Raw genomic sequence first — 16,661 nt, forward strand, 5'->3', positions numbered from 1 at the left:
TTTAAAAAAAGTATTGAAGAATTACATTTCCGAGAGATATTATATCCTCAGATTCAAGTAAACGAGATTCATTTGGTAACAGCTTTGAATTATTTAAATAAGTACCATTCAAAGAAAACGTCCAATTTGGTTTGCTTGAATCCATATTCCATTGACCGTCCCGAATATAATGCCTATTTCCTATTTTCTCGATTGTAGCATGTTTTCTTGATATGTAGGAACTTTGAGTTTCATCTAAATTAATTTCGTTAAAATTATTTCCTTCATCCCTTCTTCCTATTCTTATAATATTCTTCCCTGCATCTCGAAACAGTTTTTCCAAGGAAAATATTGCACCTATATTATCGCCGGATCTTACAATTAAGGTGTTAGGTTCATTAGATTCGCTTGATTTGAATTTACTATTAGGCATATCAATATCAAGCATTTCTAAGACTTCATTTATTTTACTTGGTCTTTTGGCCGGGTCTGGTTCCAGTGTCTTTTCAAAAAAATAACTCCATTTAGTTGACAAGTCATATCTCCATTCACTGATAGGTTGATATTTTTTTGTTTTAATCCTTTTAGTATATTTTAATGGGGTGTCCTTAATCTCTTGATAAGTTCCAAAAGGCAATTTGCCCCCTGACAAAACTTCATAGAGCGTTACTCCAAGAGAAAACAGGTCCATTTGTGGTCCTAAATATTTGTATGCACCTTTTGGATCCATTTGTTCGGGTGCTGAATATGCTAGTGTACCATAAACCTCTACAACTTCACCACTATCATTCATAGTAGTCAATCTGGTATCTTTCAAACCAAATCTGCCTGAAATATCAAAATCACATAATTTAGCAGTATTGTATTGATCAAACAATATATTTTCTGGCTTAAAATCCCTATGCACAAAACCATTTCTATGTAAATCATTTAATCCTGCGCATAATTGACTGGTGAGATTCAGAACATCATATTCTGATCGATAGCGGTTTTTGTTATTTGACAAATTTCCATTGGGACAATAGTCCATTATTACAAAAGGATTGCCATTAAAAAAAACCTGAACTATGATTTTTTACCAGATAATCAGATAAAATTAGTCCTGCTTTATAACCTTCATAAAATCTTTTAGAAATCTGCTTAATTTCTGAAGGTTTCATTCTAAAATATTCCAATAATTTTAAAGCAAAACTGTTTTGGTTATCCAAGTTGTTTATTTTGTATACGGTACCAAAACCGCCTTCTCCTAATACACTTGTAACGCGAAACTGTTCCCCATTAATAAATTTCAAGATGTCTCCTTGCTGGAATTTAATTCTTCCCGGAAAATCGGTCGAATGACCTGTATGCTCTTGATAAATAGACATTAATAAGATAGATTTACAACTTGACTTGATAAAACTTATTCCTACCAATCATAATTATATCTCCATCTTGTAGCTTTTCTTCTGTGCGCACCATTTTAAATACGGCTTGATTTGAGGCAACATTATCTAATGTCCAGTTTTTTTCTTTGAAACTAAATTTAACATGCTGATTCTGGCTTAAGCTTTCGTCTTGTGGGTCAATTTCGATTCTGCCTAACACCCTTTCACCCCCATCCTTTAATTTTATTTTGATTGGTCCCTCCCCTTTGTTTAGTGGAATAAGCTCCATAAAGGGTCGACTCTCATTTGATTCAGATTCAATTAAGTCTTTTAAAGAAATTGTTTTGCTGTTCACAATTTGATGATCATCCTGCTTTGCTTGCGCAATACTTTTATTACAATTTTGACACACGGAGCTAATTATTATTAATGGATAACCACAATGTGGACACTGGTTTGGTGCTTGTCCGGGCGAATTTGGATTGTCCATCTGTTTACCTTTTACTGTCATATTGATTGGTTCCAGATCGTCAAATTGTCGACCCATTTTAGTATGCTTTTGCTCAATTTGATCTTGCTCGCCTTTAACCGTGTTAAAGGTCGAAGTATCTTTTAGTATATCTTTTGATCCGCATTGTGGACATTGGTCGGGGTCATATTCCATCAATTTGTAACTACAATTCTTACATTTTCTCATAATTGGTTTGAAGTTATTGTTTTTCAATATTAATAGATTTCTTTCGACTTTGTCGCCTTAAAACCTCATTTTTTTTTTAAAATTTCAATCCAATCTAATACATATAATAATAGTTTATATGTATTTCTTTTGAAGTCAATAATATATAACAATTTAATTAAATGGAATGTCAATTAACTTTGCAATTCAATTCCTGTGAATAATTAGTAGAATGTTCTCTCGACCTTTTATACCAACTGAAAAGGAATTATTTGAAGGCCTCCAAAATGACAAAGATTGGGCTTATAAGGCCCTTCTTGAAAGTCATACCAAGCTGCTTAGAGACTTTGTCATTAATAATGGAGGAGACTACCACGATGCCGATGAAATTGAACAAAGGGCTTTAATTATCTTATATGAAAATATCCGGGCGGGTAAATTTTTATATAAAGCAACCGTTAAGATAAGTACCTATTTATATAGTATTGCCCAGCATCAATGGCTTAATGAATTAAAAAGAAGGAAAAGAAACTTACCATCCCTGGGATCGGATTTTGTACATTTTCCCGAATCTGAAGATGATTTTATTGAGATGGGATTTAAGGACCAGGCAATAATCTCAGGATTATCAAGTCTTGACCCCATTTGTTATAAAATAATAACGCTTCGAATCTACGATAAAAAGAGTGATAAGGAAATCAGTGAAACATTAATAGGCTTGGAGGCTGGTAAAATAAGAGGTAGGCGTGAAAAATGCCTTAAAAAGTTAAGAAATATTTTGGTAAAAAAATATCCCAACTATTTTGGAGACATTTAGCCAATAAAAGTATTAATATAATATAACAATTCAGTACCCCTCAATTATATATATAAATTAAAGTTTAAATGAACACTAATGATAATTTTGAAGATTTAATTTCCAAGGCGGTTACTCATCTTGAACGGGAACATAAATTAAAACGAATTCAACAAATCCGGACAAGAAACAAAACGAAGCAATTGATTTTTAGAAAATTTCTACCTTGGACAGGAATTGCAGCTGCCTGTATTCTAGGTTTTTGCTTTTTTTACTTTCAATGGATGCAAGCCGGTGAATCAAATGTGTTAATTCAATCCGAATCAATCCTATCGGATAATTCCGGTCAAAATGATAGTTCAAATAGAATTCAATCAATAACAAAACACGCACCAAATCAAATTCAAAAAACTATCAATGAAAAGAATTCAGATTCCTTCAATATAATATCACTTGAAATATCAAACCAGTCTGTAAGCTCCGTCATTCAAGGGGAAAATGATATTGCTTACAGTAAGAATGAACAAACTGAACTTGACAGACCTGGTAATTCTCAAGCAGGTAAAAATCCACATGAACCAATCAATAACAGTGATCGGACCATAATTTTAACGAATCCCAATCAGGCAAACAATCATTCAAAACAGAAAAATGCTACTTTTGAAAACAAGTTATATAAGTTAAACAACACAATAAAAGTAGATAGTTTTAATGTCAAAGTAATCATTAAATCTGGCCTCCAAAACAGTTATTCCATTTCAAATGATACCTTGGTATTAAGTTTTGTTGGAGATGATCAACTAAAGCGTATTATAAACTGCTTTGATAAGCATCATGGCAATTTAATTACATGGATCGATAAGCAAGAGCTAATTACAATAGATACAAGAGACTGCTTTCACAAATTTACAAATCTGAAAAAGCATTAATATTGGAAACTTCTATGTTTTAGCTGGTTGAATCTAATTTAAACTGCGACCAAGTAAATTTTACGATATTCATTTTACTAAACCGTATTTTTTAAACTATCATAATTTACTTATAATTAATTTTTAGGAAAGTTGATTCAATTCATCTGAAACCCTGACGTAGTAAATTCCAGAGTCAAGATTCAGCTAGAGGATATCGAGTTCAATAAATTTTTGATTTCCTTCTATACTATACTCACACTATAAATTAATTTTCCATACAAATCAAACAAATGGATACTTTTAGAAATCTCTGAAAATCCTTCCACAAAAATTGTTGTTTTATCATTCGCTGGATTTGGAATTAATTGGATGCTATGAATTTCATTTTTAGCGGAGCTTGAATTTCTACTCCCTATCTCATCCGGACTATAGGAATTTAAAGTGGTAAAATTTCCAGTAGTAATTTGAGAATAGGCATTAAAGCATTTAGCACGTATTTGAAACTGGTATCGCTTATTTGGAGAAAGATTGGTAAATACATGCTGCAATCCTGGACCACTTGTTCCAATCCAAGGTATATACGTACTCCATTTTCCATAAGAGAGTTCGTATCTATAACTCAGTTGAAAATCAGTGTTGCGCATTAGAAAAATGTCCTTCATCCAAAATGGAATCAACAATTGCAACACATTCAAAAACTGAACTTCTTGATATAATAAAAAAATTCCTACGATCTGGTTTTGAAAATCTTCCGGATCCTTCCGCAATATTTAATGAAATACTGAAAGATGCCCTATATAGTTGATCGACAATGTTTTTTTGCAATTTGGTTTTTTGAATCAGTAAATTCATTGCAACATGAAATGCCTTGGCTTTTTTATAGATCTCCAGATTTTGGAATTCAAACATGTTCTCGATGCTGATTGAAAAAGAGTGAGAAACAGAATGAGAATGAAGAAAAAATCAGAGCAAGAACCATCGCTCTCGCTCTGTTTCTCGCTCTGATTTTTGTACCCGGGGCGGGACTTGAACCCGCACGGCCATCACTGGCCACAGGATTTTAAGTCCTGCCAATTATGCTTTCATGTGGTTTTATAAATATGTAAAACCTTAAATTACAACATTATAATTTTTGTTTTAATACACATAAGACCATATAAAACCAAAAAATGTTCGACCTATGTTCGACCCAAAAGTATTATCTTTGTTTATGGCATCGCTTAAACTTATTCTGAGAAAGAAAGCAAACAAGGAAGGAAAGTTCCCAATTTGTATTCAGATTATTAAAAATAGGAAAGCATCACTAATTCATATTGGCCAATACATCGATGCAATTGATTGGGATGAGACAAAACAAAAAGTAAAGAAGACCAATTCGAATCATGCAGAGTTAAATAAGTATCTGCTACGAAAGTTAACGGAGGCAAATGGCAAATACCTAGAGTTGGCTACTGAAAAGGAAGTAGTTTCTGCTAAATCCATAAAGCAAAGATTAACTAATAACGATAACACCACCTTTAAAAGCCAAGCTGAAATATATTTGGATAATTTAAAAAAGCAAGGTAAGTATAATAGGTATTCAGCCGATAAGCCAAGGATCACTAGATTCTATGAATTCTCTAAAGGAGGAGATATTACTTTTCAGGAAATTACTATTCCGCTACTCAATAAATTTAAAGCTTACCTAAAATCAACAAGACAGATAACGGATAGGACTATTGTAAATCATCTTGTAGTTATACGTTCAATATTCTCACAAGTTATTTTAGGGAATCTTGTTGACCCAAAGTATTACCCATTTGGTAAGGATAAGATAAAAATAAAATTTCCAGACTCACAAAAAGTCAGTCTCACTATTGAAGAAGTTAAAAAACTCGAGAATGCTAAATTGTCAGTAGAATCTTCATTGAATCATGTTCGTAATTTATGGCTCCTGTCATTTTACTTTGCCGGAATGCGTATTTCTGATTTGCTTAGATTGAAATGGTCGGATATTGATAATGGCAGACTAACTTATACTATGGGTAAAAACGCGAAAGGGGGTTCTTTAAAAATACCAGAAAAGGCCTCGATAATTTTGACTTTTTATATGCTCAAGACGAAAAATAAAACTGGATTCGTTTTTTCCAATCTGGAGAATGTCCGTAATCAGTCCGATTTGTTTGAAGTGCAGAAGAAAATTTCTAATGCTACTAAGACTATAGATGAAGCGTTGCAAAAACTCGCCTTTGAACTTGGCATCAATAAAAAGCTCACAATGCATATAGCCAGGCATACTTTTGGAAATTTATCCGGTGATAAGATTCCAATTCAGATGCTACAAAAGCTATATCGACATACATCAATATTGACGACTATTGGGTACCAATCAAATTTTATCAATAAAGAAGCTGATGAAGCTCTAAGTAGTGTTCTTAAATACTAGATTTTATAATCAATCTAGTCCGAAAAAGATTGGCAGAATTTGATCTAGAATTTCAGCCATTTAGTGCAATTACCACTAATTCAATTTAACCAATTTACCTTTACCAATTTCTAAATTCTTTTCATAACAAGAAAAGTAATAAATTCCGTTTGGTAAATTCTGAATATTAATGTTATTCCACCCATGATAGATTTTGGATCTAAAAATTTCCTTACCCACCCCATCAGAAATAATTAAACGAGCATCGCTTGGTAAATAATCGCTAATTATTAAATTGAATCTATCTTTGACCGGATTTGGATAAATCGATACAATTGATTTGTTTTTATCGGTTCCTTCTGTAGCTACAGTGCCTAATTGCAAATTCTTGCAAATTGTATTTTGTCCATTTGAATTCTTAACAGTAAGACATACTTTAAAAAGTCCTGTCGTGGAAAATGTATGAATTGGAGATGTGTCTATAGAAGTTGGCATAGAACTACTGGGATCACCAAAATCCCAAAACCATTCAGTAGGTTCATAATAACTTAGATCGGTAAATTCTATTTTTAAAGGATTGGTTGTATCTTGATTATAACGAAATTCAGCAACAGGATAATTATTAATCATTAAACTATCACATATACTTCCATCAATGGGCCCAAGTCTATAATTCGGATTAACAGGCATAGTTCTTTGTGGTGCAGGTAGTCGTAGTCCATGTTGTTTTACGTTACACTGAAACCCTTTTTTATCAGGATACTCAATGACATTTAAATAAGTAGCACCCGCAAAAATTGGACTATTATATATTCTACCATCAGGAGCAATTTGCATAAAACCAAATGCATTTTTGTACGGAAATCCTCTATCTATGTCTCCAATAAAATTGTCATAGACAACAACACTTTCTAATTGGTATTGATTATCACTTAAATCTACTTGGAATAAATCAAAAAGATGTGCTATATAAAGATATTTAGAATTAGGAGAAAAACTAATTCCACTTGCCTGGCTATTTGTTTTAAATTTAAATGAATGACTATTTGATAAGTGTCCTGTACATCGATCAAAATTAAAAAGCAGAAAATAACTTGAATCTTTTATTTCGGATTCTGAATTTTTCGCATAATAATTTCCATCAGGTGAAAAAGCATTTTGACCCCAATCAGTAATAATTGGCTCGCCAATCTGTTGGGTATGGTGTAAAGAAACCCCGTACGGACTTAATAAAAATGTATGGTAAACATTAGAATTACGCTTTGACATTATTATCCACCAATCCCTTCCATTTGCATGTTTTGTGGCAACCGGAGTACTATATTCTAAAGTATCTTGATAAATAAGCTGGTATTTGTTAATCATTTCTCCTTTCCCACTATTTAAATTCATGTCAATTTCGCTTTGAATTATTTTAAATCCAGCACCGAAAGGATTAGCAGATCTAATAATTTTATAGATAATAAAATAAATGAAATAACGATTTTCTATAGTAAAATGTGGAAGCACTAAGCCAGAGCAGATGCCAAATGCAGGAATTTCATCCGTATAATAAATATAAAGGGGGTCTGAATTTTTAATTTTTTCGTTTGAGTAATTTTCAAATTCCTTGCCATTGAAAGCAAACATGTATTTTCCTTTATAATCTGAAATACAATTAATTCCTGATGAATAGGTAAAGTCCATCAATTTGTAGCCATCATAATATATCTTAGGGAAAAGACTATTTGTATTAAAATCCATAACTGTCGTGCCATAGGTAGTGTCTGATACATTATCACTTGCATCGTATCCCCAAAGCCAGGTATAATCATATTTTTGACCATTTATGGAATTACTTTGGATAAAAAAAAATATACAAATTAGATAGATAATTCGCATTCATTTAATTTAGTAAAAATTGTATTTACCGAATTCAACTGAATTCGGTAAATACAAAATTAAGAATAATCTATTTTTTCAAGACAATTTTAGGAGAATATAAAAGACCATCACTAGAAATCAACTTGCAAATAAAAACCCCTTCCATTCCAATTTCTCCTCGTGAGATTACGATTTTCTGGCTTTCAGTTAAGATTAGTTTGTTAAATACTTCCTTTCCATTTAAATCATAAATATACAATTTTGAATTAGACGGAATATTCCGGTTTCTGATTTCAATGACGAAGTTGGCATTATTAGGATTAGGATATACATTTAACTGCAACTTGGTGTTATTAGATGATCCTGTTCCCAAGATTAGTGGCTCCGATTCAGGTTGACAGAGTGTATCATTATCAAAATCCAAATTTTCATGTAATTGAAATAATTGTCTTGCCAGAATCACAGATCTTCCGCCCGATCTAGAACAACTATTGGCAACTGACAATCTAACTTCCTTAATAAGGATACTGATGAAGCGCTGGATTCAGTAATAAATTTCTAATTTCAAAAAAACTCTGCTGTAATGCTACTAAGAAATTATGGGCAAATAATTTTCTAAGGCGTTCAAAATATTATCTTTTTGACAATTTTCACATTCCTCTTGAATTGAGTATAGAATATGATTTCGATATGCCTCGCTAGTCATACCTAATTTATTAGCAACTATTGTAACTAGACTTTTCCTATTATAATACTTTAACGCTTCACCATAATTCTTTGAGCTAACAATGTTTTCTAACTTAGAACGATGATGATCAAAAATTTCATTTATTTTGATTGAGCCAATAAGTGTATTAAAATGATCATTTAATTTACTTAAATTTCTATGGTCGATTTCGAAGCTACCTAATTCGTATTTGATTTGTTGACTTGCAAAGTCCGTCGGTTGTTTCTCATTATTTATTTCAACTGATAAGCGATTAATTATTTCATCTTTAACATCTTGAATTATTTGTTTAATATCTCCAAATTTTAAATAATTGCCGACTGCTTCCATTATTTGTTCAGTTACCATAAGATTTTCTGACTCTGCTAGGTTCAATGTATATATTTTATGCGATTGTAATTTTGCAATCTCATCTTCCGATCTATGATCTCTATCAATTATGCCAAAAGCTTCAAAAGCATGTAAAGTACTATTTTGATTAATGCTTTGGGTGTATTTAATAACATTTTCACAAGACTTTACAGGAATTACTTTAAAACCGGAATAATACTGATTATAAAGTTGATAATCTAGACTTTGTTTTTCACCTTCAACAAACAGAATTTTATTTCTTGGTCCGATTAAATCCATAAGTATTTCTCTTGGAAGTCTTTCAATTCCAGATATTTCAGTATAATTCCAATTTGTGCCATCAAATGAAGAAATGAAGTAGGATTTACTATTTCTTCTTGATTGTGCGAATTCAAGCTCATGGGTGATGTATATGAAAAGGCAATCTGGTCTGTAATCTTCGAGTTTGTCCCATAGTGTAGATATTATAGTTCTGTTCAAATGAACTTCTGGTTCATCTATTATAATAATGCTCTTTTCAGGGATGCATAATATTTGAGCCATTAGATACAAAGCTACTCGCTCGCCATCGGACATATCCGTGCCATCATAAGAAGTTGCAAAAGCGGGATGCTTGGCCTGAACTTTAGAATCAACAAGCATTATTTCTCGTTGGGGATATATTAATTTCCAGATATCTTCAATGAAATCTATTTCATCCTTAGAGATTGAACTCATTGCACCTGTTCTCTTAAATTCCTTGATTGCATTACTATCCCTAGTGGCTTTTTTTGAAAATAATAGCGAAAGAACTCTTTGAAAATCATTTAGAACAAAGTTATGTGGCTTGTTTTGGTAAAGATATCTTAGTTTAGTTAGATAGTTTTCTGGCTGACCAGTAACTCCATACAATAATTCAATTTCTGCATTCTCTGAATTTTGAATTAATATGTTAGGAGGTATTTGAAGAGCTTTCTGTGCAGATATTCTTTTAATCTTGAAGATATTTGGTGCATTTTGTTCAATCCATATTCCTAATCGACTCTTACCAGAACCATTTTTACCAATTAATACGATTGGGCCTTCATGCGAAATAGAATTTTTCGTTGAAGAATTACCGTTTCCTGGAATGTTGAAAGTTGGTTTCATAAAATAAATTATAGTGAAGCAAATAAATTCTTGTCAAAGCCTATCATTTTTAATATTCCATTTTATTTTTTATCAATTGATATTTCAGGCAATCAAGTATTAATTCTCAGTAGACAACTGACTCCTCCAATTATTAAGCAAACTATTAAGTTCTGTGGTAAATTTTGAAATAATGGCTTTAGATTCATTCAATAATTCTCGATCATTGGATGAGAAATCTTCTTCAGTTAATAAATTAAAGTATTTTGAGGCCCTATTTAGAACTTGAGTTACATGTCCATTCTCAGCAACAAAATCATTTAGTTCAATAGCAATTTTATTAAAGTCATCTCTAACTTCATTTAGAGAATTATATCTTTTAAGATTCATTAGAGCTAATTTTTTAGTCAGTCTTTTAATTGTATTTATGTCTACCATTTGATTGAATTTAGATTTTTTAGGTCGAAAATTGTGCCATGGAAACATATAAGCCAAAATGACATATATTTATGCCAATATTGTTTAAAGTTAAATAAATTTTAAGATTGAGGTTTTCGATTTAATCTACTTCAAGTGATTAATTTTAAATTATTAGTGGTGCAAGTCTCCCGTAAGGATTGCTTAGAGCCTAAGCCAGATTACGAATCGCGAAGATGTTAACTCATGAAGCCATTCCCGTACCTAGTTTATACCACAAACATGACAAATTTGTGTCATGCCTGCCAAATATCAGGAAAATGACTTAAAAATCGGCCAAAAGAACATTAAATTTTGATTTGGCATATTTTTTAAAGTTTGGTATTTGTGATTAGGACATATCTAGATTGGGGAGTTATTTCATCGCTTAAGAATCTGCATGATTTCGAGGAGCCATATATCTCATTGAATAGAATCTTAACTAAGAATACCAATAATGTATTAATTCCATACTCATCTGCCCACCTGTCAGATTTATTAACTAGCTACAAGCAAAGTGAAACAGGTAAAATTCAAACGGAACTGGATTTACTCTATCTTGAAAAATTAACGACTAATAATTGTATTTTATATGATTATCAAAGCCAATCAACATATCCATTTGCTTATCCAATAAATAAGTACTTCGCTGAATTATTGGAGGGTGATTCAATCAAGGTTGGAAACTTCGATAATTTTCTAAATTATTTTTCCAACAAAGATTTGAACGACTCCCTAAATGCTTCTTTAGATAAGCTCAAACTTATTCCTTCTGGAATTGATCCTGATAAATATAAACTATTGCCTCCAAAATTTGATAAATTCAAAGATACTTTCTGTTTGAATAAATCCAACACAAATTATTATGATTTATTGAAAGGATCATTCGATATAATCGCTGGATACCATGAAGATCCTGATATGTATAGACAATTAAGAAATGCTGTTCTTGAAGAAGCTGGATTGCTATTAGATTATTCAAAATGTGAAAATCCAATTAAAGAAATAAGCAAGAGACTTAAAAATAGCATTCTAAATATGACTTTTGAAGAATTCGCTGAGAATAATATTAAGTCTCAATTTAAAAACAAGAAACCATCCAAATTCGATATTTTTACAAATCATTACATATTGCTTGATTTTTTGGGATATCAGAGAGATAAGCGAATGAAAAATTTAATTCAGGATGCATTTCATGCTTATTATGGCGCGCATTGTGATTTTTTTGTAACAGATGACAAGAATACTTATCATAAATCCAAAGCACTATATGAATATTTTAATATAGAAACAATAGTATGTAATACCAAAGAATTTATTTGGACATATTTTGGAATAGCGACCCTGAATATCAATTCGCATTTGAGCTTAGGTGAAGCGATTAATAATTGTCTACAAACATCACTCATAATTAAGCAGGGATTGGATGGCAATCTAAATCAGTATGTTTTACATAAATTAGACTATCCTATTCTATACTTTTTAACCGACTTCAATTAACACAATTACCAAGTTCAAAATTTTTGATTCAATTATTTAAACATTTTAGGCACTATTCATCTTTTATTTTTGAATGGGAGGTTGCCGTTTTGGTTAACAAACTTGTTGCGGAATTTGGAATTGATAAAAATGGAAATGATTTTTTTGAATCATCTATTGAAATTGCACAATTACATGATGGAAACTGGCCTGGAAGATTTTGGATTATTAACAACCAAAGATTTCAATTGTATGTCTTAGATCACAACGACCTCATTTTAAGCGTAAGTAATTAAGCTGAATCTAAATGGAATTACTATTATTCCAAAATATCTCAAAGTATGTATGTTAAAACTCATTAAGCTTCTTTTTTGTATAGCAGGTCGTTAAAATCCTCAATTTGTTTTTGAATATCAGCATCTGTTAAGTCAGGCCGAGAATTTACCCATTCAATGATACTAGCAATATCCTCGTCCTCATTTTTTAATTGTTCGAAGAATATTTTATACTTCACATTTATTAATTCATTCACGATTTCTGTTTGCCCTGGATGAATAAACCCAATTGGTTCATTAATTCCGAATTTCTCAGTAAGTGGTAATTCAATTAATATAATTGGGTTATATAACGAAGTCAGAACTACAATGTGTTCTACTGTTTGAATTAGTAAACATAAGTATTTATCCAAACTTGATGTTTCAATTTTTGGAATACTACTTCCACTAATTCTGATATCAGGAGAACTCAAATTTTGTATTCCGTAGCTAAATCCTTTGATGTGTGTGTAATCGGAAAGTGCACCGTAGGTTTTTGATAATTCATTCAACCAAGTGTGGTTTTGGTTTATTTTTTTTATCCTATGATTTTCTGAGATCAATTTTTTCATCTCTGAAAAAAAGGGAGTATTTGATAAGGAATTTAACCACCTTTTTTCTTTTTCAAAAAATGCTTTAATATTTTCTTGAACACTCCAATGTTCAGCAGTATCTTCTTGAAAGGCAAAATAAACCGAAACCAAAGACAATTCTAAACAACTTCTTAAATGGTCAATGGCTGCTTTGTAAGAACCGATTAGGGCGTGTTTGATTGAATAATCAAATTGATCTTTTGATTCTATCCAAGGAAAACCACCATGTTTCATTTCCTCCCAATAAGTTGCTTTGAATATATCTATATAAACGTAATCAAAGTAATTACAACATTTGTAAAGCAAATGTTTGTTTGAAAACTCTATCTGGATATAATTTAGGCTCGATTTTATTCTTGCATCAATGCCGTGAGAGAATAGCAGGCCTCTCAATTCAATGGGATCTTGTGGAAGATCAGTTAAGTTTAAGGATTCCATCGCCCAAGCATATTTATTAAAACTTAAATTTACGATTAAATTAGCCAACTGATTTCAATAAACAAAAGGGGTGCGGGTCTCCCGCCAAGATTGCATTTCGCCTTAAGGCAGATATACATATCGCCATGGCGAAATGCAATCTTGCAACTTACCCAAATAAGCATCCTGAGCTAATCATCTACTGAATCCTCATCTTCCGAATCTTCTGTATCTAAATCGTCATTTTCAACTTCTATATCGTTGGATTCTGCATCTTCTGATTCATTCTCTCGTTCATCATCAATTTCTCTTTCAAACACATCTTCCAATTCTTTATCCTGACTTTTGAAATCCCTTAGACTGGAAAGCTCTTGAAGTTGCTTAGCTTCTTCTTGATCTTTCTGGTCTAATTCCTCCAGCTTATTGAGGTCAAATCCGAGAGTTTTGAAACGGTAATGTCTTCCGGATTCATCTTCTACTCCATATACTTTACCACTTCTGCTATACGAATTATATCCCTCGGATTTGAGCTCAGAAAGAAAATTATCAAGCGATTTTGATCGATCAAAAACCGACTGAACGGTTCCCAAAAGTTCTTGCTTTTGTGATAATTTTCCTTCACGATCCTGAAGCTTAAGCTCAGGATCAGAAAGCTGAAGTTTTTGTGATTTCCCGTGAGCAGGCAGGCTATTTACAAGTTCAGGATACCTTTCTTTTTGATACTCATCCAAAGCGAGTTTCAAGTCTCTGAATTCCTGTCTTGAAATTCTATTGGATTCACCGGTGATTAATTTGGTAGAGGACATAACTATATGAAGGTGGATATGCTCTTTGTCATGATGGGACGAAGCCAAATAGATATTGTCTTTGCCTCGAAGTTCGATGTATTTTTTAGTTATGTCCTTTAACAATTCCGGATTAATTTGTTTTTTATCCTTGTTTGAAAAGGAAATGATTGTATGATGAAGGCGGATGCTGTCTTTCCGTCTATTTAATCTTAATTCAAAATTTTTATCCAACTCCTTTGTCCAACCTTTGGTCGTTCGACTTCTTAAATTGTGCTTTAAAATTGGCTTTGGTTTATTATCTTTTTCCTGTTTGAAAAGATAATTTACCAATTGGCCAGTATTTGATCTTCTTGTGAGATTCTTTAGAATCATATTGAATTAATGAATTCAATCAATGAGTTTTTGTTCTTGGTATTTTTCAAAATATGCTCTTTGATTAATACTTCTAAAGATTTTGGATTTTTTAAAACCGGAAGTATTTCTCGTTCCAATTTGTAAACGGCTTCAAAAATTGATTTGCCGGATTTAAAATCAATTTTATTTTCTTCTGTCATTTCCTGAATAGAGTTATATGACATTGTAAGAATTTGAGATATTTTTTTGACTTCTTTCAAATCAGGTACAATGAAAGATTTATTTAGGTATGCAAAGCAAGCTTGCCTAATAAAATTGGTTCTGTTTAATTTATGTCGTTTTGATTCATTACTAATTTCTTTGAACTCTTCTCGGGTAAAAGAAATGGTGATTTCATTTACCATTTTTCGTTTATTGTTCCTCCATTTTCTTTTATATTCTCTCCAATACTCTTTTTAATTTTTTGAATCTCGTCATGGTTTCCGTTTTCAAGAATACCACTGGATTTCAAATGGGAATATAAATTGCTTTTGGAATTAAGCCTTCTTCTCTTCATCCAATTGAATTAAAGGTGGTACATCAAAAGGAAGTTTATTGGATGGCTCATAAGGAGGTCTTTTTGTCATTGAATTTAGCCTCCAGTCATTGTAAAATGGTTTTAGTTGTGCATGAATTGGCGGTTTGTTTCCAATCAATATAATTGCTTTGTCCGTCATCCTAATTTCATCTGCTGTCATGAGTTGTCTCGTATGTCTAACTTCATCTTCACCCAAATACTCAAATCGTCCTAAAATTGTTTCAAGCTCCTTGCATGTTCCAATAGGTTGCCCAGGGAGATAGACTTTGGCGTAGCAATTAGCGGTAATATTCTTTGCTTCATAAGTTCCATAAATATGTTCTAGCTGATGATAGTCTTGGTAGATTAAAAGTATTCCACTATTGTATTTGCGAATATTTGAAATTGTGGTTGAAAGTCCCGGCAAATACATTGACGATGCCTCATCAAGAAGAAAGAAGATACTATTTTCATTCTTATCTGGAATACGCACCAATAATTCATTTAAAAATTGCTGAAAGAATAGAGAAGTTAAAGCTCCATAATAGTGCATGTCTGGCACTGAATTGTTAATAAACAATGCCACCTTCTTGGTTCTAAACTCCGCAAAATCAATCGTATCAATTGAAGTTATGGATGCTATTACATCATCTGTAAACAATGTTAATGAAGCCTTTACTGTTGCGAGTATCGAAGACAAGGTTTTGTCGCCGTACGAAACAAATGCCTTGTATTCTGAAAGCATTTTTTCATCCTTAGTTTTTACAATAAGCCTGTCTATTTTTTCCGGACTACCCGCAAATACATTGACTAAGTGGAGTACATTATAGAGCGTTCGATGTTCCGGCTCTGCATAAAAAATCAGATATCTAATGAAGAGTGAAATGATCGCCTCCGCAGACTTATTCCAGAACGGATCTTTAGCATCTCCTAATGAGTTTCGCACAAGCAAAGAAGCCAGCTTCTGAATATCTGAAATGGTCTTGCATCGTTTAAGTGGATTAAAACACTCCGAAACTGGACTACTATAATTAATGACTTTTATTTCATATCCTTCCGCCATTAATGCGCCAGATACCTTTAATCGAATCTCATGACTAGGGTCGTTAATTACAAGGCTTGAATTTCCCTTAGCCATAAGTAAAGCACTATTTATCAAAACCGCAGAACTCTTTCCAGATCCCGATCCTCCTAGCGCAATGGCATTTTTATAGCTATCGGCTATTGATAAACTATAGTTTCCAGTAAGGCAAAATCCTAATTCTTCCTTGCTCAAAACTTCATTGGTAGAAACAAAATTTGCATCAAATTCAGTCTTTCTTTTTGGACTGATTAATGATGTTATCATTGTAAAAAATATAGAAACAACTTCATCCAGTAGTAGATATACCAAATCAAACGCAATTTTAATAATTGAGATCATTTCATGAGCATTTTCTCCAATGCCTCTCCGGTTTTCAGAAGCACGGAACCAGAAATTTTACAAAGAAAAGCGAACGTTAAAGCCAACAATTTTACGCTAA

The 16,661-nt window shown here is 32.1% G+C and carries 19 protein-coding genes and 1 tRNA gene; 5 read left to right on the top strand and 15 right to left on the bottom strand.

All coding sequences use genetic code 11. The annotated features are described in order from the left end of the window. Position 1: 1 nt before the first annotated feature. The 3 genes from IPK91_05990 to IPK91_06000 are packed head-to-tail and all read right to left on the bottom strand — an operon-like array spanning position 2 to position 2,043. The gene (locus IPK91_05990; GenBank protein MBK8296821.1) at positions 2–985 is read right to left on the bottom strand and encodes a protein kinase; all 984 of its coding nucleotides are present in this window, start codon (positions 983–985) and stop codon (positions 2–4) included. A gap of 43 nt (positions 986–1,028) precedes the next feature. Next, on the bottom strand, positions 1,029–1,346 hold the full coding sequence (locus IPK91_05995) for a hypothetical protein (protein MBK8296822.1): 318 nt from the start codon (positions 1,344–1,346) through the stop codon (positions 1,029–1,031). A 13-nt stretch (positions 1,347–1,359) separates the two neighbouring features. Beyond that, complete coding sequence (locus tag IPK91_06000; protein MBK8296823.1) at positions 1,360–2,043, bottom strand: hypothetical protein; 684 nt, start codon at positions 2,041–2,043, stop codon at positions 1,360–1,362. A 211-nt stretch (positions 2,044–2,254) separates the two neighbouring features. Between IPK91_06000 and IPK91_06005 the strand changes: the two genes are divergently transcribed. Together IPK91_06005 and IPK91_06010 are read left to right on the top strand one after the other, a co-directional pair. Continuing rightward, on the top strand, positions 2,255–2,839 hold the full coding sequence (locus IPK91_06005; protein MBK8296824.1) for a sigma-70 family RNA polymerase sigma factor: 585 nt from the start codon (positions 2,255–2,257) through the stop codon (positions 2,837–2,839). A 68-nt stretch (positions 2,840–2,907) separates the two neighbouring features. Then, positions 2,908–3,747 carry a hypothetical protein gene (locus IPK91_06010; GenBank protein MBK8296825.1) on the top strand — a complete coding sequence of 280 codons (840 nt, stop codon included), beginning with the start codon at positions 2,908–2,910 and terminating at the stop codon, positions 3,745–3,747. Positions 3,748–3,971: 224 nt separating this feature from the next. Here IPK91_06010 and IPK91_06015 read toward each other — a convergent pair whose 3' ends face one another. The 3 genes from IPK91_06015 to IPK91_06025 form a co-directional block, all read right to left on the bottom strand. After that, positions 3,972–4,391 carry a fibronectin type III domain-containing protein gene (locus IPK91_06015; protein MBK8296826.1) on the bottom strand — a complete coding sequence of 140 codons (420 nt, stop codon included), beginning with the start codon at positions 4,389–4,391 and terminating at the stop codon, positions 3,972–3,974. Then, complete coding sequence (locus IPK91_06020) at positions 4,360–4,638, bottom strand: four helix bundle protein (protein ID MBK8296827.1); 279 nt, start codon at positions 4,636–4,638, stop codon at positions 4,360–4,362. The genes IPK91_06015 and IPK91_06020 overlap by 32 nt, the downstream gene beginning before the upstream one ends. 102 nt (positions 4,639–4,740) lie before the next feature. Further along, positions 4,741–4,820 (bottom strand) — tRNA-Leu (locus tag IPK91_06025). Positions 4,821–4,939: 119 nt separating this feature from the next. Here IPK91_06025 and IPK91_06030 point away from each other — a divergent pair. Continuing rightward, on the top strand, positions 4,940–6,154 hold the full coding sequence (locus IPK91_06030) for a site-specific integrase (GenBank protein ID MBK8296828.1): 1,215 nt from the start codon (positions 4,940–4,942) through the stop codon (positions 6,152–6,154). Positions 6,155–6,229: 75 nt separating this feature from the next. Here the strand turns inward: IPK91_06030 and IPK91_06035 are convergent, their stop codons facing one another. The 4 genes from IPK91_06035 to IPK91_06050 all read right to left on the bottom strand — a co-directional run bounded on the left by IPK91_06035 (position 6,230) and on the right by IPK91_06050 (position 10,619). Next, positions 6,230–8,014: a T9SS type A sorting domain-containing protein gene (locus tag IPK91_06035; GenBank protein ID MBK8296829.1), complete on the bottom strand. Its 1,785-nt coding sequence runs from the start codon at positions 8,012–8,014 to the stop codon at positions 6,230–6,232. Between the two features lie 70 nt (positions 8,015–8,084). Continuing rightward, the gene (locus tag IPK91_06040) at positions 8,085–8,420 is read right to left on the bottom strand and encodes a T9SS type A sorting domain-containing protein (protein ID MBK8296830.1); all 336 of its coding nucleotides are present in this window, start codon (positions 8,418–8,420) and stop codon (positions 8,085–8,087) included. A 165-nt stretch (positions 8,421–8,585) separates the two neighbouring features. Then, positions 8,586–10,202, bottom strand: coding sequence for an AAA family ATPase (locus tag IPK91_06045; GenBank protein MBK8296831.1), 1,617 nt, complete (start codon positions 10,200–10,202; stop codon positions 8,586–8,588). 99 nt (positions 10,203–10,301) lie between these two features. Further along, the gene (locus IPK91_06050; protein ID MBK8296832.1) at positions 10,302–10,619 is read right to left on the bottom strand and encodes a hypothetical protein; all 318 of its coding nucleotides are present in this window, start codon (positions 10,617–10,619) and stop codon (positions 10,302–10,304) included. A 444-nt stretch (positions 10,620–11,063) separates the two neighbouring features. Here IPK91_06050 and IPK91_06055 point away from each other — a divergent pair, with 444 nt between their 5' ends. Both IPK91_06055 and IPK91_06060 read left to right on the top strand, forming a co-directional pair. Continuing rightward, positions 11,064–12,137 carry a hypothetical protein gene (locus IPK91_06055; GenBank protein ID MBK8296833.1) on the top strand — a complete coding sequence of 358 codons (1,074 nt, stop codon included), beginning with the start codon at positions 11,064–11,066 and terminating at the stop codon, positions 12,135–12,137. Positions 12,138–12,160: 23 nt separating this feature from the next. Beyond that, positions 12,161–12,412 (top strand): hypothetical protein, encoded by a 252-nt coding sequence (locus IPK91_06060; GenBank protein MBK8296834.1) that lies wholly within the window; start codon positions 12,161–12,163, stop codon positions 12,410–12,412. A gap of 62 nt (positions 12,413–12,474) precedes the next feature. Here IPK91_06060 and IPK91_06065 read toward each other — a convergent pair whose 3' ends face one another. The 5 genes from IPK91_06065 to IPK91_06085 all read right to left on the bottom strand — a co-directional run bounded on the left by IPK91_06065 (position 12,475) and on the right by IPK91_06085 (position 16,561). Beyond that, positions 12,475–13,257, bottom strand: coding sequence for a hypothetical protein (locus IPK91_06065; GenBank protein ID MBK8296835.1), 783 nt, complete (start codon positions 13,255–13,257; stop codon positions 12,475–12,477). A gap of 374 nt (positions 13,258–13,631) precedes the next feature. Continuing rightward, complete coding sequence (locus IPK91_06070; protein ID MBK8296836.1) at positions 13,632–14,600, bottom strand: relaxase/mobilization nuclease domain-containing protein; 969 nt, start codon at positions 14,598–14,600, stop codon at positions 13,632–13,634. After that, positions 14,597–14,842 carry a hypothetical protein gene (locus tag IPK91_06075; protein MBK8296837.1) on the bottom strand — a complete coding sequence of 82 codons (246 nt, stop codon included), beginning with the start codon at positions 14,840–14,842 and terminating at the stop codon, positions 14,597–14,599. The genes IPK91_06070 and IPK91_06075 overlap by 4 nt, the downstream gene beginning before the upstream one ends. Before the next feature lie 137 nt (positions 14,843–14,979). Beyond that, on the bottom strand, positions 14,980–15,138 hold the full coding sequence (locus IPK91_06080; protein ID MBK8296838.1) for a hypothetical protein: 159 nt from the start codon (positions 15,136–15,138) through the stop codon (positions 14,980–14,982). Further along, positions 15,119–16,561 carry a type IV secretory system conjugative DNA transfer family protein gene (locus IPK91_06085; protein MBK8296839.1) on the bottom strand — a complete coding sequence of 481 codons (1,443 nt, stop codon included), beginning with the start codon at positions 16,559–16,561 and terminating at the stop codon, positions 15,119–15,121. Before IPK91_06085 ends, IPK91_06080 begins: the two co-directional genes overlap by 20 nt. Between the last annotated feature and the right edge of the window lie 100 nt (positions 16,562–16,661).

The sequence above is a fragment of the Saprospiraceae bacterium genome (assembly GCA_016712145.1).
Lineage (GTDB): Bacteria > Bacteroidota > Bacteroidia > Chitinophagales > Saprospiraceae > Vicinibacter.